The organism is Azospirillum isscasi (genome assembly GCF_030849505.1).
In the GTDB taxonomy this organism is placed as follows: domain Bacteria; phylum Pseudomonadota; class Alphaproteobacteria; order Azospirillales; family Azospirillaceae; genus Azospirillum; species Azospirillum isscasi.
Genome location: NZ_JAUJFI010000001.1, coordinates 119763 through 144083 on the forward strand (window position 1 = coordinate 119763; position 24321 = coordinate 144083).

Consider the following 24321-nt stretch of genomic DNA (forward strand, 5'->3'; position numbering starts at 1 on the left):
CCTCCCGTGACGCTCGACTTCGCCCCCGTCTGGGGAGGGTTGCCGGAGCTTCTGAAAGGCACCGTGGTCACCATCGAGGTGACCGCGGCGGCCTTCCTGCTCAGCGCCGTGCTTGGGCTGCTTGTCGGCATCATCCGCCTCAACCCGGCGCGGCGCGTGCTGTACGGCATCGCGTCGGCCTATGTCGCCTTCATCCGCGGCACGCCGCTGCTGGTGCAGCTGTTCCTGCTGTTCTTCGGCCTGCCGCAGTTCGGCATCCTGCTGCCGGCGTGGCTGTGCGGCGTGATCGGGCTCGGCATCTACAGCGGCTCCTACGTGTCGGAGGTGGTGCGCGGCGCGATCCAATCCATCGACCGCGGCCAGATGGAGGCAGCCCGCTCGCTCGGCATGTCCTACCGCGAGGCGATGTGGGAGGTGGTTCTGCCGCAGGCGTTCCGCCGCATGCTGCCGCCGCTGGGCAACGAGACCATCGCGCTGATCAAGAATTCGGCGCTGGTGTCTCTGCTGACCATCGACGACGTGATGCGCGAGGGCCAGCGCATCATCTCCACCAGCTTCCGCGCGCTGGAGGTCTACATCGCAGTGGCGCTGATCTATTTCATCCTGACCAACGCGGCCACCTGGATTCTGCGCCAGCTTGAAAAGCGCATGACCGTGGAAAGAGGGTAAGCCGGTGATCGAGATCCGCAACGTCTACAAGAGCTTCGGCAGCACCGAGGTGCTGAAGGACGTCAGCCTGACCGTCCCGCCGTCGCGCACCACCGTGGTCATCGGCCCGTCCGGTTCGGGCAAGAGCACGCTGCTGCGCTGCTGCAACTGCCTGGAGATCGCCGACCGCGGCGAGATCCGCATCAACCACCGCACCATCATCGCCGACGGCAAGCCCCTCCCCGACAAGGAGCTGAACGCGCTGCGCGCCGAGACCGGCATGGTGTTCCAGTCCTTCAACCTGTTCCCGCACATGACCACGGTGGAGAACGTCATGCGCGCCCCCGTGGTGGTGCGCCGCATGGCCAAGGCCGAGGCGCGGGAACTGGCCATGGAGCTGCTGCGCAAGGTGGGGCTGGGCGACAAGGCCGACGTCTATCCGTCCACCCTGTCGGGCGGGCAGAAGCAGCGCGCCGCCATCGCCCGCGCGCTCGCCATGAAGCCGAAGGTGATGCTGTTCGACGAGCCGACCTCCGCGCTCGACCCCGAACTGGTGGGCGAGGTGCTCCAGGTCATGAAGACGCTGGCCGAGGAAGGCATGACCATGATGGTGGTAACCCACGAGATGGGCTTCGCCCGCGAGGTCGCCGACACGGTGGTCGTGATGGCCGACGGACGCATCGTGGAATCCGGCCCGCCGGAGCAGATCTTCACCAACCCGACGCAGGAGCGCACCCGCGGCTTCCTGCGCGCCCTGGTGGACGGCCATCTGGCCGGCGCCCGCCCGCAGCCGCCGGCGGACGATCCGCTGGAGGCCCTGCCCGGCAACCACTGACCTTCCCGCGATCTTGCCCCACACCCATCGGGCGCCCGCCTCGCCGCTCACGGTTCTGGCCGCGCTGATCGTCGGCGTCTGCGTCATCCAGGTCGCCAACGGCATCCTGCAAATCCTGCTGCCGCTCCGCCTCGCCGAGGCGGCGGCCCCGCCGCTGGTCGTCGGGGCGGTGGCGTCGGCCTATTCGGTCGGCTTCGTGCTGGGCTGCTGGGCGGCGCCCTGGATGATCCGGCGGGTGGGCGGGGTGTGGTCCTTCGCCGCCTTCGGGCTGCTCGCCGCCGCCGCCACGCTGCTGCTGAACCTGCTGCCCGACGCGCGGGCCTGGGTGGCCCTGCGGGTGCTGATGGGGGTGTCCTACGTCGGGATGCTGACGGTGGCGGAAAGCGGGCTGGCCACCCTGTCCCCGCCGGGATCGCGGGGCAGCGTCTTCTCCCTCTACATGATCGCCTGCAAGGTGGCGGTGATCGGCGGGCAGATGCTGCTCGCCAACCCGGACCTGTCGGCCCTGTGGCTGACCGTTCTGGCGGCGGGCTGCTACGGCCTGTCGCTGGTGCCGGTGGCGGTGATCCGCCCGCCGGCCAGCGCCGCTCCGAAGGGGCCGGCGCCCTCGCCCTGGCAGTATGTGCGGCGGGCGCCCGTGGCCTTCGCGGGCTGCCTGATGGTGGGCCTGTGCAACACGGCGGTCACCGGCATCGGCCCGGCGTGGCTGGCCGGGCTGGACCTGCCCGCCGCGGGGGTCGCCCTGATCATGTCGGGCATCCAGGTGGGCAGCGTGGTGCTGCAATGGCCGATCGGGCGGCTGTCGGACCGGCACGACCGGCGGCTGGTCATCTGCGTGGTGTCCGCCGTGGCGACGGTCGCCGCCGTCCTGATCGCCGCCTTCGCCGACCCGCCCGGCGGAGCGGCGCCGCAGACCGTCCTGCTGGGGCTGTTCACCCTGTGGGGAAGCGCCGCCCTGTCGCTCTACGCGATCTGCGTGGCCCACGCCAACGACCATGTGACGGCGGAGGAAACGGTGCCGCTGGCGAGCGCGCTGCTGCTCGCCTGGGCGCTGGGCGCGGCGCTCGGGCCGCTGGTGGCGACGGCGGCGATGGAGTGGTTCGGGCATGACGCGCTGTTCGTCTATGTCGGGGTGGTGTCGGGCGGGCTGACGCTGTTCGCCGGACTGCGCCGCGTCATCAGCGGGCCGTTCCGGATGGAGCCGTAGGGCTTGGCCGCGGGGCGTGGGCGGGCTACTGTGCCCCGCCCAGCAGCCCCCTCCCCCGCGCTCCATGCCCAGCACCTCCGACACCCCGACCGACGAGCAGTTCCGGGCGATCCAGGCCATCGACGCCTGGTACGCCGACCCCGCGGCCCCCCAGATGTTCTGGCTGGCCGGAGAGGCCGGGACCGGCAAGACCAAGACGACCGTCTTCGCGCTGGACCATCTCCAGGAGCGCCGCCATCTGGAGAATTTCGTGGTCGGGGCGCCCACGGGGAAGGCCGCGCAGGTGCTCCGCCGCAAGGGCATCGACCGGGCGGCGACCCTGCATTCCCTGATCTACGCCCCGCAGCAGGACGACGACACCGGCGAGCTGTTCTTTGCCCGCCGCTCGCAGGGGAAGTTCGCCGAGGCCGACCTGATCGTCTGCGACGAGGGCTCGATGGTCGGGGACGACGTGGCGGGCGACCTGCTGCGTTCCGGCAAGAAGATCCTGATGATCGCCGACGACTACCAGCTTCCCCCGGTGACCGGACAGGGCACGCTGACCCGCGGCGAACCGGATTTCCGGCTGGTCGAGCCGCACCGCACGGCGCGGGAAAGCCCGGTGATCCGGCTGGCCCATCTGCTGCGCCGGCAGGAGCTGCCGCGGCGCTTCGGCACCGCCGGGAACGCCCATGTGCTGCCGCTGAACCGGGTGACCGAGCCGCTGGCCCTGCGGGTGGACACCCAGACCATCTGCGGCACCCACCGCGTCCGCACCGACTTCACCCGGCGCATCCGCACCCGCCACGGCTTCGACACGGTGATGCCCCAGGCCGGAGAGCGGGTGATCTGCCGCCGCAACGACCGCGAGGAGGGGCTGTTCAACGGCATGATCGGCACGCTGACCCGCCCGGCGGCGGAGGGGCGGGGCCGGCAGGACGGGCTGTGGTCGCTCGGCGTCCATATGGAGGACGAGGTGCGGCCCCGCGGCAAGCTGATGGTCCATCCCTGGATGTTCCAGGCCCACTACAACGGCGAGACCAAAGCCCCGCGGGTGGAGCGGGACGTGCAGCAGTTCGATTGGGCCTGGATGATCACCTGCCATTCCGCCCAGGGGTCGGAGTTCCCGTCGGTCACCGTGCTCGACGATTCCGCCGCCTTCCGGGAGCACCGGTGGCGCTGGCTCTACACCGCCGTCACCCGCTCCCAGGACGAGCTGTTCCTGCTGCTGCGCAACGCCGATCTGGGCGGGAACTGGCGGATGCCCGACCTCGGCGCGTGACGGATGGGGGATCGCGGCGTCCTTGCATCGCGCCCCCCAATGGATCACACCGCCGCGGCGACCCGCTCCAGCTTTGCGGGAAGCCCCTGGCGCACCGCCGTTCCCGCGATGGGGTCGAGCCAGACCGACGCGCCCGGACGGGTCGGGTCGGGCAGGCCCAGGTCGTTGATGTTCACCCCGGCACCGATCTCCGGCACCGCCGGCTGGCTGTGGCCGCCGATGACGTGGGGACGCGCGCCGAACTCCTTATGGCCGAAGCCGTGTTCGACGGCGAGCACGCCGGGCATCACGCCGTGCCGGACGATGGCCGTCGCCAGCTCCGCCCCGCCCGGCGTGGCGATGCGGATGCGGTCGCCGGTGGCGATGCCCAGCCGCCGCGCGTCCTCCGCGTTGATGCCCACCGGGTTCTCCGGGTGCAGATGGCGCAGGCGGCTGGCCGCAATGGTGTAGGCGCTGACCAGCACGGACTTCGAGCTGACGAGCTGGAAGGGCCAGTCCTCCACCCTGTGGACCTGCCGCATCGGCGTGCCGTCGGCGAAGGCCGGGGGCGTCCAGGCGGCGGTTCCGGTCCAGCGCTTGCCGGTCACGCTGCTCTTCGCTGCGCCGACCGCCTCGTTGTAGACCAGCAGCCCGTCCTTGAAACGGTGGGTGGCCTTGTCGCCCTCGAAGCCCTCCGACTGGTTCTGGTAGCGCCCGCCGCGCGCCAGGACGAAGGCGACCTTGCGCCACTCCTCCTCCTTCAGCGTTGCCTGGAGCGCCGGGAGGACGCGGGCCACGCCGGACAGGGCGATGTCCTCGTCCGTGGCGTCGGGCACCGGCTGCTTGCCCAGCCACGCGATGTTGGCGCCGCCGCGCAGGTACCAGTCCTCGGGCCGTTCCAGCGGGTAGGTCCTGCCGTCCATGTCGGCGATGGCGTCCGGGCCGAAGCCGGGCAGACCCAGCCGCTTCGCCAGAGCGATCAGGAAGCTTTCCATCTGGACGTGCCGCCCATCCGGCAGAGTGTCCGTGCGCGGCGTCACCACCGGCCAGCGGGCCGTGGAGGTCTTGGTCGGCACGCCCGCCCAGGGGGACGCCCAGCCCCAGGTCTCGTACAGCACCGTGTCCGGCACGATGTAGTCGGCGAAGGCCGTGGATTCGTTGATGAAGGGGTCGATGGCGACGATCAGCGGCAGCGCCTTCGGGTCGCGCAGCTTCGCCTCCACCTGGGCGCGGACGCCGGGGATGCCGTAGACCGGGTTGCTGTTCCACAGGAACAGGGCCTTCAGCGGGTAGGGATAGCCGTCCACGACGCCGCTGGTCAGATACTCGGTGGTGAGCTGCGGCGCGTTGGGGTACCAGGGCGCCTTGGCAGGATAGGGCTTGCCGGCCTCCTTCTTCGCCTTGAACTCGCTGGACTTCTCATAGGGGACGGGGCGGCTGATGGCGGTGCCGGAGGGCTTCACCTGACCGGGGAAGCTCGCCAGCCTGTAGCGCGGGCCGTCCTGCTCGTCCGGGAAGCGCCCGCCGCCGAAGATGGTGCCGCCCTTCCAGTTCAGGTTGCCGATCAGCGTGTTCAGCGTGACCACGCCGAAGGCGTTGTAGAAGCCGTTGCCGGCCATCATGCCGCCATGGGCGTTGGCGGCGGCCTTCTTGCCGTGGCTGGTGAATTCCTGCGCCAGACCGGCGATCACGTCGGCGGGGATGCCGCAGGCGTCGGCGTAGCCGCGCAGGTCGAGCCGCATCGCCTCCTCGCGCAGCAGGGTCAGGCCGGTCTTCACCGCCACGTCCCCCGCCGGGGTCGCCACCGTCCCGTCGTGGAACAGCGCGGCGGGTCCCATCAGGGCGTCGTGGGCCACCGGTGTCCCGGCGGGGTCGAGCACGACGAAGGCGTCCTTGGCGCCGTAGCGCTCCTTTTCATCCAGGGTCACCCAACCCAGGTCGGAGGCGCGCAGCATCCGCCCGTCGCGCGGGTGGCCCGCCTGCCGGATCACCAGATGGGTGGCGTTGCACCAGCCGGCCTCGCCCGCGGCTTCCGCCGCCTTGCCGTTGGGCTGGGACAGGTAGTTGGCGTCGATGCGCCCGTTCTCGAACATCCAGCGCATCATGCCCATGACGAGCGCGCCGTCGGTGCCGGGCCGGATGGGAATCCAGTTGGACCGCTCCGCCGCCGCGCGGTTGTCGGCGTTGGTCAGCACCGGATCGACGACGACGTAGTTCAGAACGCCGTCCGTCCGCCCCTTGGCGAGCAGCATGGCCTGCCGCTTGAACGGGTTGCCGGCGTTCGACGGGGCGGTGCCGATGAACAGCACGAACTCGGCGTTCTGCAGGTCCGGCTTGGCGTGCGGCATCTTCTTGGCGTCGCCGAACACCGCCCCCGACCCGGAGCGGTAGGCGCCGCCGCAATAGGAGCCGTGGCCGACGAAGTTGATCGTCCCCAGCGCCTGGTTGAAGAACCGCCGCACGAAGGGCTCCCGCCCGTCGTTGACCGAGGACAGCAAAGCCACCTGGTTGACCTTCGGCCCCAGCTCCGGCGCCGCCGGGTCGATGGGCGTCTTCAGGTCGCGCAAGGCCCGCAGGCCGGGCACCGGGCCTTCGCCGAACAGGTCGCCGCCCTCCGCGATCTCCTCCACGAGCCTGTCGAAGGCGATGGGTTCCCATTGGCCGGAACCGCGCGGGCCGACCCGCTTCATCGGCGTGGCGACGCGGAAGGGCGAGGTCAGCATCTCCAGCGCCGCGTTGCCCCGCCCGCAGGCGGTCGAACGGCCATTCAGCCCCTTCTCGTCCAGCCGCGACAGGGACTTGAAGCTTTCCTTGATCGGCGTGCCGTAGGGCAGGAACGGGTCGGTGGACAGCGGGCTGTAGGGGTTGCCGGCGACGCGCAGCACCTTGTTCTTCGCCACATCCACCCGGACGCGGACGCCGCACAGGGTGGTGCAGCCGAGGCAGGCGACGTTGGCGACGATCTGGCCCGGCGTCGGGACAAGGTCGCCGGTCGCGGGATCGACGCGGAATTCCGGGGCCGGGGCGTTGCCGGAGATGGCGTGGTCGGGCTTGTCCCCGGCCCAGGCGCCCTTCACGAGCTTGCGCCCGGTGTCGGAGAAGCCACCCGCGAAGGCGGCGAGCGCGCCGCCCGCGGCGCTGGTCTTCAGAAGAAGGCGACGTGACATGGACATGACGGTTGCTCCGTTCACTCGGCGGCGGCCACGGTTCCGGCGGGCGCGTAGGGCGCGCGGGCCGGACCGGGCGCCGGGCGGCGCGGGGAAGGCAGGATGGCGGTGATCGCGATCAGCAGAAACAGCCAGAGTCCCGCCGTTCCGGCGATCCCCAGCAGCCCGTCCGGACCGGCGGGCAGCGCGTATTCGTAGAAGCCGGCGCCGGTCTTCGGCACGGTCTGGCCGCCGATGAACACGGTCCAGCGGAACATCCAGGCGCCATGGATGGCGATCAGCCCGGTCAGCAGCCCCGTTCCGGCGGGCCTCGCGACGGCGATGACGAAGGGCAGAGCGGTGGCGGCGACGGCCCAGACGGCGGTGACGCGCCACGCCTCCGACCCGGCGACGCTGCCCAGCGCCTCCGCATGGATAGCATCGAGCCCGGACAGGCCCAGCGCCAGCCACAGCGCGCCGACCAGCATGACGGCGCCGAGGACGCCGGCGAGCAGCCGGTTCCCCCGCACCTCCACCGCGCGGTCGTTGCCGGCGGCGAAGCGGTTCAGCACCAGCACCAGACCGGCGGCGCCGGCCAGCGCGGTCAGCAGGAACTGCACGGGCAGGAAGGGCGTGTGCCACAGCGGGCGCGCCTTGACCACCGCGACCTCCGCCCCGGTGTAGAGGGCGACGAGAAGCGCACCGGCCAGGGCGAACAGGCCGGCGGCGCGGATCAGCGCGTCGTTGCGCCCGCCGTTCAGAGCGGCCAGCCGGTAGAGCGGGGCGAGGCGGCTGTCCACCCGGCCATGCGCCTGCAACTCCTCGCGGAAGCACGCCCAGGCGTAGAGCAGCAGGCCCGTGACGTAGAAGGGAATGAAGACGGAACCCCACCACATCCAGGAGGTCGGGCGGAACACGACGTAGAAGTGCCAGAAGCGGCCCGGCTGGTGCAGGTCCGACAGCAACGCCACCGGAGCGGCCAGCCCGCAGGTCAGCGCCACCAGCAGGGCGGTGCGCCCCAGCCTGCGCCAGTCCTCCCGCGCGAAGGCGTAGCCGGGCAGGCTGAGCAGCAGGCCGCCGACCGACAGGCCGATCAGGAAGAAGTATTGAACGGCCCAGGGAAGCCACGCGACCTCGCGGGTCACGTTGATGACCTCGACGATGTGGTTGTCCATCATGCGTGCTCCTTCTCCGCGTGGGATTGGCCGCTGGGCCGCCAGAGGGTCGGCGTGCCGTCCACCTTCCCCTGGAAGCGGGGGTCGAGGCCGACGTAGAAGACGCGCGGCCGGGTCCCCTGCTCCGGCTTCAGCACCTTGGGGCTCTCCTCGCGCACCAGGGTGGAGACGGCGCTGTCCGGGTCGTTCAGGTCACCGAAGACGCGGGCGCCGCCGACGCAGGTCTCCACGCAGGCGGGCAGAAGACCAGCCTCCACGCGGTGGACGCAGAAGGTGCATTTGTCGGCGGTCTGGGTCTCGTGGTTGATGAAGCGCGCGTCGTAGGGGCACGCCTGGACGCAATAGGCGCAGCCGACGCAGACCGTGTTGTCCACGACCACGATGCCGTCCCGGCGCTGGAAGGTGGCGCCGGTCGGGCAGACGGGAATGCAGGGCGGGTCCTCGCAGTGGTTGCACAGGCGGGGCAGCATGTAGCTCCCGGCCTTGCCCCGCTCCGTCACCTCATAGGTGGAGACGATGGTGCGGAAGCTGTTTTCCGGAACATCGTTCTCCATGATGCAGGCGACCGTGCAGGCTTGGCAGCCCACGCATTTGCCCACATCCACCACCATCGCCCAGCGGTGCGCCGGATCGCCGTCCCGGCGGCCCGGCGTCGCGTCGCCGGGTGCGGCGGCGGCGGGCATGGCCGCCCCTATCGTCGCGGCACCGGCGCCGAGGCAGAAGTTGCGCCTTGATCGGTCCATGGCTGGCCTCTTCGCACCTGAATCCTTCGGCCGCGACGAACCGCGGCCCCATGGTGCGAAGGGTACCGGCGCCTTCCTCCCCCTCCCATTGGGAGCATCCCTAGACTTCTTAGGGCAAACCCCAGCGACGACATGCCGCAGGCGGCCCGGACGGCGGTCAGCCGTCGAGGGCGTCGGCGACCGCGCGCGCCACGCCGGCGTGGATGGCGTCCCGTTCCTTGAAGCCGTCCGCCGTCTGGGTCAGGTAGCTGGCGATCAGCAGCGGCGCCCGCCCCTCCGGCCAGACGATGGCGATGTCGTTGGCCGTCCCGCGCACGCCCGTGCCGGTCTTGTCGCCGACGCGCCAGCCCTTCGGCAGGCCGGCGCGCAGCCGCTTGTCGCCGGTCCGGTTGGCGACCATCCAGGCGATGAGCCGCTCGCGCGAGGCCGGGGCCAGCGCGTCGCCCAGCATCAGCCGCTCCATGCTGTGCACCATCGCCGCGGGCGTGGTGGTGTCGCGCGGGTCGCCGGGGATGGCGCTGTTCAGCGACGGCTCGTTGCGGTCCAACCGGGTCTGCGCGTCGCCCAGGGTCCGCAGGAAGGCGGTCAGCCCGGCGGGGCCGTCCACCGCCGGCAGCAGCAGGTTCGCCGCCACGTTGTCGCTGAGCGTCATCGTCGCCTCGCACAGTTCGGCCACCGTGGGGGGTGGGCCGTCGAGGCGGGTTTCGGCGAAGGGCGCGTGGGGAACCAGGTCCGCCCTGGTCACCGGAACGCGCCGGTCCAGCCGCTCGCGCCCCTCGTCCACCCGCTTCAGGATGGCGCCAGCCAAAAGAAATTTGAAGGTGCTGCACATCGGGAACCGCTCGTCCGCGCGCCGCCCGAAGCGCTGCCCGGTGCCGGTGTCGAGCACCGCCACGCCCAGCCGCCCGCCGCTGCGCGTCTCCAGCGCGGCGATCGCGTCCGCCAGCCGTTTGCCGCCGAATTTCCTGGGTTTTTCCGCCCTCGCACCGGTCGCCGCAAGCACCGTCACGCCGCCCGCCGCGGCCAGGAAGGCCCGCCGTCCGATCATCGCATCCCTCGTTCCATGCCGTGTCGATGGGGGGACGATAAAAAGCTCCCGGCGCCGGAACAAACGATGATAGTTTTCACGAGCCACAAGAAAAACTAATGGTTCTCCATGGCCCGTCCGCAGCTTCCGCTCAACGCGCTCCGCGCCTTCGAGGCGTCGGCCCGCCATCTCAGCTTCACCCGCGCCGGGCTGGAGCTGTGCGTCAGCCAGGCGGCGGTCAGCCAGCAGATCCGCACGCTGGAGGCGCGGCTGGGCGTCACCCTGTTCCGCCGCCTGCCGCGCGGCCTCGCCCTGACCGACGAGGGGGCGGCGCTGGTCCCGGTGCTGATGGACGCCTTCGAGCGGATCGGCGCGACGCTCGACCGCTTCGCCGAGGGGCGCTATCACGAGGTGCTGACGGTCGGGGTGGTCGGCACCTTCGCCACGGGCTGGCTGCTGCCGCGCCTGCCCGCCTTCACCGCCACCCATCCGGCGGTCGATCTGCGCATCCTGACCAACAACAACCGCGTCGATCTGGCCGGCGAGGGGTTGGATTTCGCGATCCGCTTCGGCGACGGTTCCTGGCACGGGGTGGAGGCGGCGCCGCTGCTCGACGCCCCGCTGACCCCGCTCTGCGCCCCGGCGCTGGCGCAGCGGCTGGCCGCGCCCGCCGACCTCGCGCGGGAAACCCTGCTGCGCTCCTACCGGGTCGAAGAATGGCAGCGCTGGTTCGCGCTGGCCGGTGTGCCCTGCCCGGCCATCCGTGGGCCGGTCTTCGATTCCTCCCCGACCATCGCCGCCGCCGCCGCGATGGGCGCCGGGGTGGCCTTGCTGCCCGCGCGCCTGTTCGGGCACGACCTCGCCACCGACCGGCTGGTCCGTCCCTTCGCCGTCGAGGTGCCGGCGGGCCGCTACTGGCTGACCCGGCTGCAATCCCGCCCGGAGACGGCGGCGATGCAGAGCTTCCGCCACTGGATCGCCGCCGCCGCCCGCGCGGAGGACTAGGCCGGCGCTTCAGGCCGGTGTCGGAGCCTGCTCGGGCAGGACGCCCGCCTGCTTCAGCTCCCGCCAGAAGTCCGCCGGGATGGGCTGCTTCATCAGCGCCACATTCTCCTGCACGCGCGGCGGATTCTTGGTGCCGGGAATGACCGAGGCGACGACCGGATGCGCCGCGCAGAATTGCAGCGCCGCCGCCCGCAAATCCACGCCGTGCCGCCGGGCGATGTCCGCCAGCCGGTCGCGCGCCGCCACCTTGTCCGGCGGGGCCTCCTGATACTCGAAGGTCCTGCCCCCGGCGATGAGGCCGGAGTTGTAGGGGCCGCCGACCACCACATGGACGCCGCGCTCCCGGCAGCGCGGGAACAGCGTGTCCAGCGCCGGCTGGTTCAGCAGGCTGTAGCGCCCGGCGAGCAGGAAGACGTCGGGATCGGCCCGCTCCAGCGCCATCACGCAGGGCTCGACCCGGTTGACGCCCAGGCCCCAGCCGCGGATGACGCCTTCCTCCCGCAACCGGGTCAGCGCCACGGCGGCGCCGGTCATGGCGGTGTCGAAGACCTCCAGCCAGCGGTCGCCATGGGCGTCCTCGGCGCAATCGTGGATGTAGGCGATGTCGATCCGCGCCATGCCCAGCCGTTGCAGGCTGTCCTCGATGGAGCGGCGCACCCCGTCGGCGGTGTAGTCGTAATCCACGCGGAAGGGCAGCCCCTTCACGAAGGGGCCGTGCTTGCCGCCCTTGCTGGAATCGGCGCGCAGCAGGCGTCCGACCTTGGTGGACAGGACGAAATCGTCACGCGGACGGTTGCGCAGGGCATGGCCGAACCGGTGCTCCGAAATGCCGGGGCCGTATTCGGGGGCCGTGTCGAAATAACGGATGCCGGCGTCCCAGGCGGCGGCCAGGGTGGCCTCCGCCACGTCGTCCGGCACCTCCTCGAACATGTTGCCGAGCGGGGCGCCACCGAATCCGATGGGTCCGGGCGGAGCGAAATGCGGGCTGTCCGGCATGGTCGACCTCTCGTTGTTCCGTGCCTGCGCGGGGCTTCGTTCGGCGCGCCGACGGCGCTCCCCTCGACACCGGCCCTCAACATGGCGATGGCCGCGGCGTTCCCGCGCGCCGCCGCCCGCGTGGCGGATTGCAAAGCGGATGGGAGCGCGTTGGCATTTTGCAACGGGATTGGAAGGAACAACCGCGCCGTTTGCTCGGGAATTTTGCTGGGTGGAACAGCAATTGCGCAGGGATTGGGAGTTGGTACGATTTTTGAGAATGATCGTGTCCGGTGCGGGCAACCGCCGCCGAACCAGGAAAGCCCAAGTCAGGACATCCCATCATGACAACCCCCCTTCGCGCCTTCGCCAACTTGCGCACCGCAACAAAGATCTACACCGGCTTCGGGGTTACGCTGGCCCTTCTGGTCACGCTGGGGGCGGTGTCCTGGAGCGGTCTTCGGTCCAGCGACGATGCACTGCACAACTACGCGGCCCAGTCCGACGTGACACTGACGCTGGCCGAGGCCGACACCGCGCTGTCCGACGCGCTGGGCGCCGCGGACGAATTCCTCGTCTCCGGGTCGCCGGGGGCGGCCAACCGGTTCCGCACCACCGCCGGAGACTTCCGCCGGCATCTGGACAAGGCGGCCCCCGGCATCGGCGACGCCGCCGACCGGCAGGCGGTGGAGGAGATCCGCGGGCTGGAACAGGATTTCCTGACCGGCTTCGACCGTCTGGTCGCCCTGCGCACCGAACGCGACGGCATCGTGGCGGAGGTGGTGAACAAGCTGGGCGCCGACATCCGCCGGACGCTGAGCGAGCTGGTGGCCGCGGAACGGGAAACCGGCGACCTCGACCACACCATCCAGGCCGCGGGCGTCAGCGAGCAGTATCTGCTGGTGCGCGTGCTGGTCGCCCGCTTCGTGGCCGAAACCAAGGCGGAGGATCTGGTGCGCATCCGCCAGGATCTCGCGGCGGTCGTCCGCGACGTCCGGACGGAAGCGACGAGCTGGACCGACAGCCCCGGCTCCGCGAAGCGCGCGGAGGTCCTCGCCAAGCTGCCGCAGTACAGCGCGGGAATCGAGCGCATCGCCGCCATCGCCGAGGAGATGGGGCGCGTCCACACCGACACGCTGGCCCGGGCCGGCGCGCAGATCAACGGAAAGATCGGCGCGATCCGCAAGCACTCCACCGGCATCCTGAAGGAGCTGGAGCGCAGCGCCGCCGCCGCGGTGGCCGCCGCCGAGCGGAAGGGGGCCGTCGTGACCGCCTCCGCCCTGGCGCTGGGCCTGCTGCTGGCCTGGATGATCTCGCGGGCGATCACCCGCCCGCTCGGCACCATCACGGGGGCAATGGGCCGGCTGGCCGAAGGCGACCGGACGGTGCGGGTGGACGAGGGCTGGCGGACGGATGAGATCGGGGCGCTGGCCCGCGCGCTCCTGGTCTTCAAGTCCAACGCCGAGGAGATGGAGCGCATGCGCAAGGCCCAGGAGGAAGCCGAACGGCAGGCCGCCGAGCAGCGCCGTGCCACCATGATCCGCATGGCCGACACCTTCGAGGCGACCGTCCAGGGCATCGTCGAGACCGTGGCCAGCGCCGCGGGCGGCATGCACGACGCCGCCAGCACCCTGTCCGGCACCGCGGCGGACGCCAGCGAGCGCGCGCTTCTGGTCGCCTCCGCGTCCGAACAGGCGTCGGCCAACGTGCAGACCGTCGCCACCGCGACCGAGGAATTGTCGGCCTCCATCGCCGAGATCGGCCATCAGGTGGACATCTCCACCCGCATCGCCGATCAGGCGGTGACCGACGCCGAGGGCGCCGACCGCACCATGCGCGCCCTGGTCGCCGCCGCGGACCAGATCGGGCAGGTGGTGGAGATCATCAGCGGAATCGCCGCCCAGACCAACCTGCTGGCGCTGAACGCGACCATCGAGGCGGCCCGCGCGGGCGAGGCCGGAAAGGGCTTCGCCGTGGTGGCGGGCGAGGTCAAGGCGCTCGCCAACCAGACCGCCAGGGCGACCGACGAGATCCAGTCGAAGGTGCAGGAGATCCAGCAGACCACCGGCGGCGCCCAGAAGGCCATCGGCAGCATCGGCCAGACCATTGGCCGCATGAGCGAGATCGCCACCACCATCGCCGCCGCCATCGAGGAGCAGGCCGCCGCGACCCGCGAAATCGCCAGCAGCGTGACCCAGGCCGCCCAGGGGACGGAAGAGGTGTCGCGCAACATCGCCGGCGTCAGCACGGCGGTGCACGAGACCGGCAACGCCGCCAGCCACGTCCACGGCACGTCGGAGGAGCTGGCCGTCGAGGCGGAGCGCCTGCGCGGCGAGGTGCGCAGCTTCATCGCCACCGTCCGGGCCGCCTGATCCGGCATAAAGGGGTAGGGTAACCGCTTGAGGAGGGGGCACCGCTTGGTTGGGGGCAAGACCGACACGGATTTCACGGATTTGAACACGGATTCCACGGACGTCCCTGTGCCGGCCGCACGCCAAGGGCATCGAGCCGCTCGATTCCGTGAAATCCGGTCATGATCCGTGAAATCCGTGTCGGTCTTGCCAGCGTCTTACGCACATTGCGTTCAGGCGATTGCCCTGCATAAAGGAGGATCGCCGCTTGTCCCGGTCACCACCCGGCGGAAGGGTGCTAGGCTGACCGGAGGGCCGGAGCGTCGGCCAAAGGCGCCGGCCAAGGTGCCGGAAGGCCGGGATGGACGGCCATGGCGAAAAGGATTGCCCTGAAGAACGCTTTCGGCTTCGCCCGGCGCTTCGCCGGGCTGGCCGGCGGCCACTGGTCGGGACGGGACCGCTGGACCGTTCGGCTTCTGGCGGCGGCCCTGCTGGCCCTGACGGTGGCGCAGGTGTCCGTTCCCGTCATGATGAATCTGTGGAGCCAGCGCCTGTTCGACGCGCTGGAGCAGCGGGCCATGGACCGGCTGCCGGTCATCGCCGCGGCGGCCTGCGGCATCATGCTGTTCAACATCGCCGTCACGGTGGCCCATCTGTGGGTGAAGCGGCGCATCCAGTTCGGCTGGCGGGCATGGCTGACCCGGCGGCTCCTGGACGACTGGCTGTCGGACGGACGGGAACAGGCGCTGGCCGCCCGTCCCGGCAACCACGACAACCCGGACGGGCGCATCGCGGAAGACATCCGCATCGTCACCGAACTGGCCATCGACCTGGGCCATTCGCTGACCTACTGCCTGCTGCTGCTGGTCAGCTTCGCCAGCATCCTGTGGCGGCTTTCCGGCACGCTGGTGGTGGAGCTGGGCGGCTTCGCCCTGGCGGTGCCCGGCCATCTGCTTCTCGCCGCGCTGGCCTTTTCCGCCGCCGGGACCGCCGCCGCCTTCGCCGTGGGGCAGCCGCTGGTGCGCGCGGCGGAGCGGCGGCAAGGGCTGGAGGCCGACTTCCGCTTCGGTCTGGCGCGGGTGCGCGAGAACGCCCCCACCATCGCCCGGCAGAACGGCGAAACCGCGGAGAGGGGCCGCATGGCCCTGCTGTTCGGCGGGGTGCGCCGCGGCTGGGAGCGGCAGACCGGTGCGTTGGTCCGGGTGATGGCCTTCGGCGCGTCCTATTCGGTGCTGTCCACGGTGCTTCCCATCCTGGTGGTGGCGCCCCGCTATGTCGCGGGCACCATCACGCTGGGAATGATGATGCAGACCGCGCAAGCCTTCCAGCAGACCGTCGCGGCGTTGTCCTGGCCCATCGACAATCTGGCGACCGTCGCCCAGTGGAAGGCGTCTGTGGAGCGCGTGCTGGGCCTGAAGGAGGCGCTGGCCGGGATCGCCCCCTTGCCCCCGGTCAAGGCGCGCATTCCCGAATCCCTGTCCGATGGCGGCAACACCGTGCGGAAACGGTGATGCCGTCCGGCACTTTCCGTTTGACCTCAACCTAACTTGAGGTTTTATCCTGCCGCCGCACACCGAAACCTTGGGAGGGACCGGGCAGAATGCACCAGAAGAAACGGCTCCTGCTGCGCCGCTGGAAAACGATTGTGCTGAAGAAACGCGAAAACCGCCGCCGTCTCGCCCTTTTCAAACCCATCCTTCCCGGTGCGAACCTGAAGGACCGGCTGATCGCCTGCTGCGGCGCCATGCTCGGCCTCGCCGCGACGGGCCTGCTGTGCCACAACCTGCTGACCCACATCACCAGCGCGCCGGCCCTGGTCGCACCCATGGGGGCGTCGGCGGTGCTGCTGTTCGCCGTGCCGGCCAGCCCGCTGGCCCAGCCCTGGTCGATCATCGGCGGCAACACCCTGTCGGCCCTGGTCGGGGTGATGGTGGCGGCGCTGATTCCCGACCCGATGCTGGCCGGCGGCGTGGCGGTGGCGCTGGCCATCGCCACCATGTCGATGACGCGCTGCCTGCACCCGCCGGGCGGGGCCGCCGCGCTGACCGCGGTGATCGGCGGGCCGGCGGTGGCGGCGTCGGGGATGCAGTTCGTGCTCTATCCTGTGGCCGTCAACTCCATCCTGCTGGTGCTGGCGGGCTGGACCTTCCACCGCTTCTCCGGCCATTCCTACCCGCACCGGGCGCCGCCCAAGCCGGCCAACACCCACGGCACCGCCGACCCGCCCGCGCAGGCGCGCACCGGCCTCACCGCCAACGACCTGGACGAGGCGATCCGCGAGTTGGGGGAGGCGCTGGACGTCAACCGCGACGATCTGAGCACCCTTCTGGAAAAGGCGGAGCTTCACGCCATGGAGCGGATGCACGGCGGAATCACCTGCGGCGACATCATGGCCCGCGACGTGGTGGCGGTGAGCGCGGACGCCCATCCGGAGGTGGCCCGCGCCCGGCTGATCGAGCACGCCTTCCGCACCCTGCCCGTGGTGGACCGGCGCAACGTGGTGGTCGGTCTGGTCGGGCACCAGCATCTGGTGAGGGACGCCGCCACGGTCGCCGGCCTGATGGCCCCGCCGGTGACCGCCGGTCCGGAAACCCCGGCCTTCCGCCTGCTCGGCCCGCTGTCGGACGGACGCACGCACGAGGTGGCGATCGTGGACGGCGGCGGCGGGCTGCTGGGCGTGGTCACCCAGACCGACCTGCTTCTGGTGATGGCCCGGACCAATCTTCTGCAATCGCTGGAAAGCGCCAAGCGCCCCGCCGGGCTGGTGGCGTAGCGCCGCGCCGCCGCGGAAAGACCCTATATCGCAAATAAGAATCAGTTGCAAAATCAATCGGAGATAGGCAAACCATGACGCCTTCCATCCGCAAAGGATGGGCTGGACATGCATGGAAGCGCTCCGATGGCAGACATTCTCCTTCATGGGCTGGCGCTGGCCGCGACGGTGGCCGGGGTGACCTGTTTCTATCTGGCCGCCCCCCGCCAGCAATGGCTGGCCCGCCCCCTTCCCGCCCGTCCCTACCGCATCGCCGGAACGCTGGCGCTGCTGGAAGGGTGGCTGCTGTGGTCGGCGGTGATGCAGCCGGCGACCGCGCTGTTCACCAGCCTCACCGTGGCGATGGTCCTGCTCACCGCCCTGCCCTTCGCCGCCGCCGCCCGCGGCGCCGCGCTCGCGCGGCGGGAGGGTTGAGCGATGACCGCCGCGCCCGCCGCCTCCGTTTCCAAAACGCCCACGCCCATCCGCCCCGACTGGTGGAGCAAGACCCTGGCCGGGGTGATCCTGGGCTTCCTGCTCGCCATCGCCCTGGCGGGGCTGTTCTCCTGGATCGGTCCCGGCGGACCGTCGGCGGTGAACAAGCTCCAGCTCATCATGTGGATGGTCGCCCCGATCTGGCTTGGGGTGGTCAGCGCCTGCTTCCTGTTCCGCAGCGGGCGCCAGGCCTGGCTGTGGCTGGGCTGCGCCACCGTCCTGGCCCACACGGCGCTGCTCGCCGCGCGCAGCCCGCTGCTCCACTGACCGCCCGCCCGCTGTCCGCCCGCCCCACTCCACAGCCGCGATCCGAGCCATGGCCATCCGCACCGACGTCGTCCGCATCTACCGTCAGGTCCACACCTGGACCGGCATCCTGACCGGGCTGATCCTGTTCGTCTGCTTCTATGCCGGCGCCCTGACCATGTTCAAGGAACCGCTGGAGCGCTGGATCACGCCGCCGGTGGAGGTGACCCCGGCGACGCTCGACCGGGCGGAGGAGCTGGTCGCCGCGACGCGCGCCCTGCGCCCGGAGGTGCGGGACTTCACCCTGGCGGTGGAACCGGCGCTCGCCGGGGAGGCGCCGCTGCGCCTGACCTGGACGGAGGAGCGCTTCGACCCCGCCCCCTGGGCCGCCACCCTGGCGCCGGACGGAAACGTGGCGGTGGAGCAGCTCAACCCGTCCGGGATCGGGCTGCTGGTGGACTTCCTGCACCGCACCGTGGGCATTCCGGGCGATCTCGACATCGGCACCACGGTGACGGGGGTCGCCAGCGCGCTCTATGTGGTGGCGCTGGTGTCGGGCGTGATCATCCTGCTGCCGTCGCTGGTCAAGGACTTCCTGATCCTGCGCGTCACCAGGAACATCAAGCGCCTGTGGCTGGACGCCCACAACGTGCTGGGGTTGATCAGCCTGCCCTTCCACATCGTCATCGCCCTGACGGCGGTGGTGTTCGGGCTGCACGACCACATCTACGACACGCTGGACCGGGTGGTCTACGGCGGGCAGATGCGGCAGGTGGCGGCGGCCAGCAGCCCCTTCCGCACCGTGTCGAAGGACATGGGGCCGGCGGTCATGCTGCCGCCGAAGGAGTTCCTGGCGCGCGCCCACACGCTCGCCCCCGGCTTCCACCCGATCAGCCTGGAGTATCACGACGCCGGCACCGGGGCCGCCACCGTGCGCGTCTGGGGCCACGACCCGCGCTATCTGGTGCGGCGGGAGGGCTTCGTGCTGATGGGCGCGGTGGATGGCCGGATCATCGACACCCAGTACATGCCGGGCCACCAGAACGGATGGTCGGCCACCGTCTCCGCCATCTTCGCGCTGCATTTCGGCACCTTCGGCGGCGGCATCGTGCGCTGGTCCTACTTCCTGCTCGGGCTGGCCGGGGCGGCGCTGTTCTACACCGGCAACCTGCTGTGGATCGAGTCGCGCCGCCGCACGGAGCGGCAGGCGAAGGGACAGCGGTCCGGCGGTCCGGTCGAGCAGAGCCGCTCCACCCGCCTGCTCGCCGCCGGAACGGTCGGGGTCTGCCTGGGCTGCGTCGGCGCCCTGTCGCTGACCATCGCGTCCGGAAAATGGCTGAACGGGCTGGTCGACGACCTGCACGCTTGGCATTGGGGAATCTACTATGCCGCCTTCCTGGGGGCCTGCGCCTGGGCCTTCCTGCGCGGGGCGCCCCGTGCGGGGGTGGAGCTTCTGTGGGCCTGTGTGGCGGCCACCGCCGCCATCCCGGCGACCTCGCTGCTCGGCCTTGTTCTGCCGGGGCCGTGGGTGTCGGACGGGCTGATCGGCGTCGATCTGGTGGCGCTGGCCGGCGCGCTGGCCTTCGCGGCCATGGCCCGCAGCGCGGAGCGGCGCGCCCGCAGCGGCCCGCGGGACAGCGTCTGGTCCGCCCCGCAGAGCGGTGCCGAGGCCGGTCCGGAGCCACGCCTGCACGCCCCGCCGCTGGCCAACCCGGCGGAATGACCCGGCTCATCTGAAAAGCAACTTATCCGAGTCATATCCCTTGCAGCGAAAAGGGATATGCACTAACAATCGAAAGCGGTATTTGCGAATGAGTCGCATTTGCATTTCCGGCATTGTGTAATCAGGGGATACGGACATGACCAAACGCACATCGGGGGCGTGTGCAAAGAAGGGGGCGGCAGCGGGCCGTCCGGTTGCTGCGGTGAAGACCACGGCCGTGGTGGGTGCGGCGCTGGTGGCCGCGCTGGCGGGGGGAACGCCGGCGCTGGCCCAGGAGACCGCCCAGGCGCCTGCCCAGACGAACGTCGCGCCGGTCCAGACGCTGGGGCCGGTGACGGTCACCGCGACCGGCACGTCGGAAAGCACGCTGACCGCCCCCGCCTTCACCACCGTCATCACGTCGGAGGATCTGAGGAGGGAGGGCGTCTCCACGACCGGCTTGCCGGAGGTCCTGAACCGCACGGTCGGCGTCAACGACAGCACCGACGCCACGGGCCGCGACGAGGTGGTGATCCGCGGCATGGGCGCCAACTATTCGCTGGTGCTGGTGAACGGGCGCCGGGTGTCGACCTCCGACGCGCTGTGGCGCGGCGGCGACTTCGACTACCACTCGATCCCGATGTCCGCCATCGAGCGGGTGGAGGTCGTGCGCGGCCCGATGTCGGCGCTCTACGGCTCCGACGCCATCGGCGGCGTGGTCAACATCATCACCAAGAAGCCGACCGACGCATGGTCCGGCGAGATCAACGGCGACTACCGCCTCGTCCAGCCGGGCCGCGGCGGCACCCAGTACCGCACCGGCCTGTACGCCGCCGGCCCGGTCACCGACAAGGTTTCGGCCACCGTCGCCGCCGAGTATTTCCATCGCCAACCCTGGTACACCAACTCCCGCTACAACGGGCGGGTGCCGGCGCTGGAGAAGAAGGATCTGGCGAACTTCCTGTCCACGGTGGCCTGGGACGTCACCGAGAACCAGACGCTGGAGGCCAATTACGGCCTGAACCGCGACTACCGCCCGCGCGGCGTCTACGACCGCTGGTTCTCCTACCAGGAGCAGGAGATCGTCCGCAACACCATCGGCGCGGCCCACCGCGGCAACTGGAGCTGGGGCGACACGCTGCTGGAGGCCAATTATGAAGATGGCCGGATCGACGACTTCAACACCTCCTTCAACGCTCCGCAGCAGCGGCATTTGAAGGAAAAGAACCTCTTCCTGCATGGCCGCAGCAACTTCCAGCTCGGCTTCAACCGCCTGACCGCGGGTGCGGAATACCGCAAGCAGACGGTGGAGGACCCCAACACCTTCCTGCGGTCCGGAAAGTCGGAGATCGGGCAGAAGGCCGTCTATCTCCAGGACCAGATCGGCCTGACCGACGCGCTGACGCTGACGCTCGGCACCCGCTACGACCACCACGAGATCTTCGGCGGCAACTTCACCAGCCGCGCCAACGTCGTCTACGCGCTGACCGACACGCTGTCGCTGAAAGCCGGCGTCAGCCAGGGCTACAAGGCGCCGGACGCCTACCAGCTCAGCCGCGAATACCGCATCGTGAGCTGCGGCGGACGCTGCTTCCTGTCGGGCAACCCGGATCTCGAACCCGAGACCAGCACCAACTACGAAATCGGCGTGGAAACCCGCCATGACCGTTGGGACGGCAGCGTCGTGCTGTTCCACAACAAGGTCAAGGACATGATCCAGGCGGTCTACGACCCGGTGGCCGTGGCCCGCAATTGGCGCAACATCAACAATGTGGACATCTCGGGCGTCGAGGTGACGGGCTCCGTCAGCCTGACCCCCAAGCTGCTGCTGTCGGGCAATTACGCCTACCTCTACACCGAGCAGACCAGCGGTGCCGAGCTGGAGAACCGTCCGCGCCACAAGATCAACGCCTCGCTGACCTGGCAGGCGCTGGACAACCTCAGCACCACGGTGTCCACGACCTACACCGGCCCGCAGCTTGAGGGCGTTTCCAAGATGCCCGGCTACACGCTGCTGAACTGGGGCCTGAGCGCCGACGTCACCGACGCGCTGACCGTCGGGACCGGCGTGAAGAACATCACCAACGTGATTCTGAGCGAGAAGAACACCGGCTTCCAGTCGGTGGAGGTGGGACGCAACTACTACGTCTCCGCCAACTACCGCTTCTGATCCGCTGCCGCCCGCCTCCGGTTCCATCGGGGGCGGGCATGTTTTTTTCAAAGCCGCCCCCGGTCCTGCCGCCGCGGGTGCCGGTGCCGGGAAGGCCCGCCCAGGAAGGCCAGCCATGACCCTGTCGAACCTTTTCGTCGATGTCAGCCTTCTGAAGACCAACCCCGATTTCCGCCGCGTGCTGATCGCCCGGACCATCTCGCTGATGGCGCTCGGCCTGCTGGCGGTGGCGGTGCCGGTCCAGGTCTACGGCCTTACCGGGTCCAGCCTTCAGGTCGGGATGGCCGCCGCCTGCGACGGTGTCGGCATGTTCCTCGGCCTGCTTCTGGGCGGCGTGCTGGCCGACCGGATGGACCGCCGCCGGCTGATCCTGTTCGCGCGCAGCGTCTGCGGCCTGGGCTTCCTCGGGCTGGCGGCCAACGCGGCGCTGCCCTCTCCATCCCTTTTGGCGATTTACGGCCTGTCCTTCTGGGACGGCTTCTTCGGGGCGATCGGCGTCAACGCGCTGATGGCGGCGATGCCCCATCTGGTCGGGCGCGCCAATCTGGTGCAGGCCCGCGCGCTGGGCATGCTGTCCATGCGCATCGCCACCATCCTGTCGCCGGCGCTGGGCGGCCTGCTGATCGCGGGCATGGGGGTCGGCTGGGTCTATCTTCTCACCGCGCTCGGCACCGGGCTGACCGTCCTGACGCTGCTCGGCCTGCCGCGGATGATGCCGGAGGGGGACGCCGGGGAGAATCCGCTGCGCGCCATGGCGCAAGCCCTTGCCTTCCTGGCCGGCCACAAAGTGATTTTGAGCGTGGTCGCTCTCGGCTGCCTGACCACCGTCGCCACCTCCATCCGCATCCTCTTCCCGGCGCTGGTCGAGGAGGTGTTTGGCGGCGGCGCCTTCAAGACCGGACTGATGTACAGCGCCGTCCCCGTTGGGGCCACGCTGGGTGCGGCGCTCAGCGGCTGGGCCGCGCGGGTGGAGCGTCCGGGGCTGGCGATGGGCGGCGCCTGCATGGGCGCCTTCGCCTGCATCGCCGTGATCGGCGCCGCCGGCAGCCTCCCCGGTGGATTCCATGTGGCGCTGCCCGTGCTGGTGCTGTTCGGCTACGCCACGTCCATCGCCTCGCTTCTGGAATACAGCATGGTCCAGGGCCACACGCCCGACCATCTGCTGGGCCGCGTCAACAGCCTGTGGACCGCCCAGGACGTGTTCGGCGACAGCGCCGGAACCATCGGCCTGGGCCTGCTGGCCAACCTGCTGACCCCCGCGGCGGGAATCCTGACGCTCGGCCTGGGCGCACTGGCGCTCGCCGCCGCCGTGACCGCCGCCGCCACCACGATGCGCCGGGCGCCGATGAGCGATCCCGCCCTGGAGGGAACCGGATGATGATGCACGCCATGCCGATCCTGCTGTCCGCCGCCCTGCTCGCCGCCGCCTTTCCCGCCGCCGCCCAGACGCGGGTGAAGGTGACGGCGGTGGTCGCCGCCCCCGTCCGGCAGGCGCTGCACCTGCCCGGCACGCTGGTGTCGCCGCGGAGCAGCGCCCTGTCCGCGCAGGTCGAGGGCCGGGTGGACAGCCTGCTGGCCGAGGCCGGCGACCGGGTGGAGGAGGGGCAGCTCCTGCTGCGGCTGGACGACGCCGTCGCCCGGCTGGAGCTGGAGCGCCTGGAGCATGCGCTGGCCGAAGCGGAGCATCTGCACCGCGACGCCCAGCGGCTGGCCCGCGAGGCGGAGGCTCTGGCCGGCGTGCAGAGCGTCTCGCAATCCCGCTACCGCACGCAACTCGCCCAGGCCGCCATCGAGGAGGCCAAGGTGCGCCAGCTCCGCGCCTCCGTCGCCATCCAGCGGGAGCAGGTGGCCCGCCACGGGCTGACCGCCCCCTTCGCCGGGGTGGTGACCGAGCGGCGGACCGAGCGCGGGCAGTGGGTTGGCTCCGGCGGTTCGGTGCTTCAGCTCACCGCCACCGACCCGCTGCGCGTGGTGGTCGACGTGCCGGAGCGCCAGCACGGGCGCGTCAAAGCCGGAACCCGCGTCACCGTCTTGGCCGCCGGCGCGGAGGACGGGGCCGGGATCGACGCCGCGGTCGAGCGGGTGGTGCCCGCCGCCGATCCGGTCAGCCGCAGCTTCCGCGTCCACATCGCGCTTCCCAACCCGGACGGGCGGCTGATGCCCGGCATGTCGGCGCGTGTGAGCGTCGCGCTCGGCCCGGCGCCGGGCACGGCGGAGATCGCGCTGCAGGTCCCGGCGGACGCGGTGCAGCGCCATCCCGACGGCAGCGCACGCGTCTGGGTGGTCCAGCGCGGCGGCGACGGGGCCGTGGCCCGCCCGGTGGCGGTGCGCACGGGGCGCCATTCCGGCGACCGCGTGGAGATCCTCAGCCACGAGCTTCGCCCCGACGATCTGGTGGTCGTCCAGGGCAACGAGGGTCTGCGCCCCGACCAGCCGGTCGTCCCGGACATGGTGGGGTGAGGGGATTTTCCTTAAAGCGAACGTCCGTTCGCTTCAGACTCGTATCGCCTCATTCGCCGGCTCTCAGCGGATGCCAATGGCATCCGCCTGCCGCCAGCGGGAACTGTGTTCCCGCGAAAGGCGGGCTTCGGCCGCATGGGCGGC

19 protein-coding genes are annotated in these 24321 nt (G+C 70.7%); 14 read left to right on the plus strand and 5 right to left on the minus strand.

The genetic code is table 11. The features are described 5' to 3' along the window. Window positions 1-6 precede the first annotated feature (6 nt). From QSG27_RS00540 to QSG27_RS00555, 4 genes are all read left to right on the plus strand, one after another. Window positions 7-669, plus strand: a complete 663-nt coding sequence (locus QSG27_RS00540; RefSeq protein ID WP_306703164.1) for an amino acid ABC transporter permease — start codon at window positions 7-9, stop codon at window positions 667-669. Window positions 670-673: 4 nt separating this feature from the next. Continuing rightward, window positions 674-1483 (plus strand): amino acid ABC transporter ATP-binding protein, encoded by an 810-nt coding sequence (locus QSG27_RS00545; RefSeq protein ID WP_306703165.1) that lies wholly within the window; start codon window positions 674-676, stop codon window positions 1481-1483. A 13-nt stretch (window positions 1484-1496) separates the two neighbouring features. Then, the gene (locus QSG27_RS00550) at window positions 1497-2690 is read left to right on the plus strand and encodes an MFS transporter (protein WP_306703166.1); all 1194 of its coding nucleotides are present in this window, start codon (window positions 1497-1499) and stop codon (window positions 2688-2690) included. 64 nt (window positions 2691-2754) lie between these two features. Then, window positions 2755-3951, plus strand: coding sequence for an ATP-dependent DNA helicase (locus QSG27_RS00555; protein WP_306703167.1), 1197 nt, complete (start codon window positions 2755-2757; stop codon window positions 3949-3951). Between the two features lie 44 nt (window positions 3952-3995). On the opposite strand, the gene QSG27_RS00560 is transcribed toward QSG27_RS00555, so the two are convergent. The 4 genes from QSG27_RS00560 to bla all read right to left on the minus strand — a co-directional run bounded on the left by QSG27_RS00560 (window position 3996) and on the right by bla (window position 10042). Then, window positions 3996-7103 (minus strand): molybdopterin dinucleotide binding domain-containing protein, encoded by a 3108-nt coding sequence (locus tag QSG27_RS00560; protein WP_306703168.1) that lies wholly within the window; start codon window positions 7101-7103, stop codon window positions 3996-3998. Window positions 7104-7117: 14 nt separating this feature from the next. Next, a complete protein-coding gene (gene nrfD / locus QSG27_RS00565) occupies window positions 7118-8254 on the minus strand; it encodes an NrfD/PsrC family molybdoenzyme membrane anchor subunit (RefSeq protein WP_306703169.1) in 1137 nt (378 codons plus the stop codon). Beyond that, the gene (gene dsrO, locus QSG27_RS00570; protein ID WP_306703170.1) at window positions 8251-8994 is read right to left on the minus strand and encodes a sulfate reduction electron transfer complex DsrMKJOP subunit DsrO; all 744 of its coding nucleotides are present in this window, start codon (window positions 8992-8994) and stop codon (window positions 8251-8253) included. Before dsrO ends, nrfD begins: the two co-directional genes overlap by 4 nt. A 157-nt stretch (window positions 8995-9151) precedes the next feature. Continuing rightward, window positions 9152-10042 (minus strand): class A beta-lactamase, encoded by an 891-nt coding sequence (gene bla / locus QSG27_RS00575; protein WP_306703171.1) that lies wholly within the window; start codon window positions 10040-10042, stop codon window positions 9152-9154. Between the two features lie 108 nt (window positions 10043-10150). Between bla and QSG27_RS00580 the strand changes: the two genes are divergently transcribed. After that, window positions 10151-11026, plus strand: a complete 876-nt coding sequence (locus QSG27_RS00580) for a LysR family transcriptional regulator (protein WP_306703172.1) — start codon at window positions 10151-10153, stop codon at window positions 11024-11026. Between the two features lie 9 nt (window positions 11027-11035). On the opposite strand, the gene QSG27_RS00585 is transcribed toward QSG27_RS00580, so the two are convergent. Beyond that, window positions 11036-12022: an aldo/keto reductase gene (locus QSG27_RS00585; protein WP_306703174.1), complete on the minus strand. Its 987-nt coding sequence runs from the start codon at window positions 12020-12022 to the stop codon at window positions 11036-11038. Between the two features lie 323 nt (window positions 12023-12345). On the opposite strand from QSG27_RS00585, the gene QSG27_RS00590 reads away from it, so the two are divergent. The 9 genes from QSG27_RS00590 to QSG27_RS00630 all read left to right on the plus strand — a co-directional run bounded on the left by QSG27_RS00590 (window position 12346) and on the right by QSG27_RS00630 (window position 24177). Beyond that, window positions 12346-14373, plus strand: coding sequence for a methyl-accepting chemotaxis protein (locus QSG27_RS00590; RefSeq protein WP_306703175.1), 2028 nt, complete (start codon window positions 12346-12348; stop codon window positions 14371-14373). A 350-nt stretch (window positions 14374-14723) separates the two neighbouring features. Next, window positions 14724-15863, plus strand: coding sequence for an SbmA/BacA-like family transporter (locus QSG27_RS00595; RefSeq protein ID WP_306703176.1), 1140 nt, complete (start codon window positions 14724-14726; stop codon window positions 15861-15863). A gap of 89 nt (window positions 15864-15952) precedes the next feature. After that, window positions 15953-17125 carry an HPP family protein gene (locus QSG27_RS00600; protein ID WP_306703177.1) on the plus strand — a complete coding sequence of 391 codons (1173 nt, stop codon included), beginning with the start codon at window positions 15953-15955 and terminating at the stop codon, window positions 17123-17125. 126 nt (window positions 17126-17251) lie between these two features. Continuing rightward, window positions 17252-17539: a hypothetical protein gene (locus tag QSG27_RS00605; RefSeq protein WP_306703178.1), complete on the plus strand. Its 288-nt coding sequence runs from the start codon at window positions 17252-17254 to the stop codon at window positions 17537-17539. A gap of 3 nt (window positions 17540-17542) precedes the next feature. After that, a complete protein-coding gene (locus tag QSG27_RS00610) occupies window positions 17543-17866 on the plus strand; it encodes a hypothetical protein (protein WP_306703179.1) in 324 nt (107 codons plus the stop codon). A gap of 49 nt (window positions 17867-17915) precedes the next feature. Then, window positions 17916-19568: a PepSY-associated TM helix domain-containing protein gene (locus QSG27_RS00615; RefSeq protein ID WP_306703180.1), complete on the plus strand. Its 1653-nt coding sequence runs from the start codon at window positions 17916-17918 to the stop codon at window positions 19566-19568. 202 nt (window positions 19569-19770) lie between these two features. Continuing rightward, complete coding sequence (locus tag QSG27_RS00620; protein WP_306703181.1) at window positions 19771-21717, plus strand: TonB-dependent receptor plug domain-containing protein; 1947 nt, start codon at window positions 19771-19773, stop codon at window positions 21715-21717. Window positions 21718-21832: 115 nt separating this feature from the next. Continuing rightward, window positions 21833-23095 (plus strand): enterobactin transporter EntS, encoded by a 1263-nt coding sequence (gene entS, locus QSG27_RS00625; protein ID WP_306703182.1) that lies wholly within the window; start codon window positions 21833-21835, stop codon window positions 23093-23095. Next, complete coding sequence (locus tag QSG27_RS00630) at window positions 23092-24177, plus strand: efflux RND transporter periplasmic adaptor subunit (protein WP_306703183.1); 1086 nt, start codon at window positions 23092-23094, stop codon at window positions 24175-24177. The genes entS and QSG27_RS00630 overlap by 4 nt, the downstream gene beginning before the upstream one ends. The last annotated feature ends 144 nt before the right edge of the window (window positions 24178-24321 follow it).

Excerpts from the sequence above, each read along its gene's own strand:
- QSG27_RS00580 (WP_306703172.1), top strand. The coding sequence starts at position 10,151 with ATGGCCCGTCCGCAGCTTCCGCTCAACGCGCTCCGCGCCTTCGAGGCG.
- QSG27_RS00555 (WP_306703167.1), top strand. The coding sequence starts at position 2,755 with ATGCCCAGCACCTCCGACACCCCGACCGACGAGCAGTTCCGGGCGATC.
- QSG27_RS00585 (WP_306703174.1), bottom strand. The coding sequence starts at position 12,022 with ATGCCGGACAGCCCGCATTTCGCTCCGCCCGGACCCATCGGATTCGGT.
- dsrO (WP_306703170.1), bottom strand. The coding sequence starts at position 8,994 with ATGGACCGATCAAGGCGCAACTTCTGCCTCGGCGCCGGTGCCGCGACG.
- nrfD (WP_306703169.1), bottom strand. The coding sequence starts at position 8,254 with ATGATGGACAACCACATCGTCGAGGTCATCAACGTGACCCGCGAGGTC.
- QSG27_RS00595 (WP_306703176.1), top strand. The coding sequence starts at position 14,724 with ATGGCGAAAAGGATTGCCCTGAAGAACGCTTTCGGCTTCGCCCGGCGC.
- bla (WP_306703171.1), bottom strand. The coding sequence starts at position 10,042 with ATGATCGGACGGCGGGCCTTCCTGGCCGCGGCGGGCGGCGTGACGGTG.
- QSG27_RS00560 (WP_306703168.1), bottom strand. The coding sequence starts at position 7,103 with ATGTCCATGTCACGTCGCCTTCTTCTGAAGACCAGCGCCGCGGGCGGC.
- QSG27_RS00590 (WP_306703175.1), top strand. The coding sequence starts at position 12,346 with ATGACAACCCCCCTTCGCGCCTTCGCCAACTTGCGCACCGCAACAAAG.
- QSG27_RS00610 (WP_306703179.1), top strand. The coding sequence starts at position 17,543 with ATGACCGCCGCGCCCGCCGCCTCCGTTTCCAAAACGCCCACGCCCATC.
- entS (WP_306703182.1), top strand. The coding sequence starts at position 21,833 with ATGACCCTGTCGAACCTTTTCGTCGATGTCAGCCTTCTGAAGACCAAC.
- QSG27_RS00600 (WP_306703177.1), top strand. The coding sequence starts at position 15,953 with ATGCACCAGAAGAAACGGCTCCTGCTGCGCCGCTGGAAAACGATTGTG.
- QSG27_RS00615 (WP_306703180.1), top strand. The coding sequence starts at position 17,916 with ATGGCCATCCGCACCGACGTCGTCCGCATCTACCGTCAGGTCCACACC.
- QSG27_RS00605 (WP_306703178.1), top strand. The coding sequence starts at position 17,252 with ATGGCAGACATTCTCCTTCATGGGCTGGCGCTGGCCGCGACGGTGGCC.
- QSG27_RS00630 (WP_306703183.1), top strand. The coding sequence starts at position 23,092 with ATGATGATGCACGCCATGCCGATCCTGCTGTCCGCCGCCCTGCTCGCC.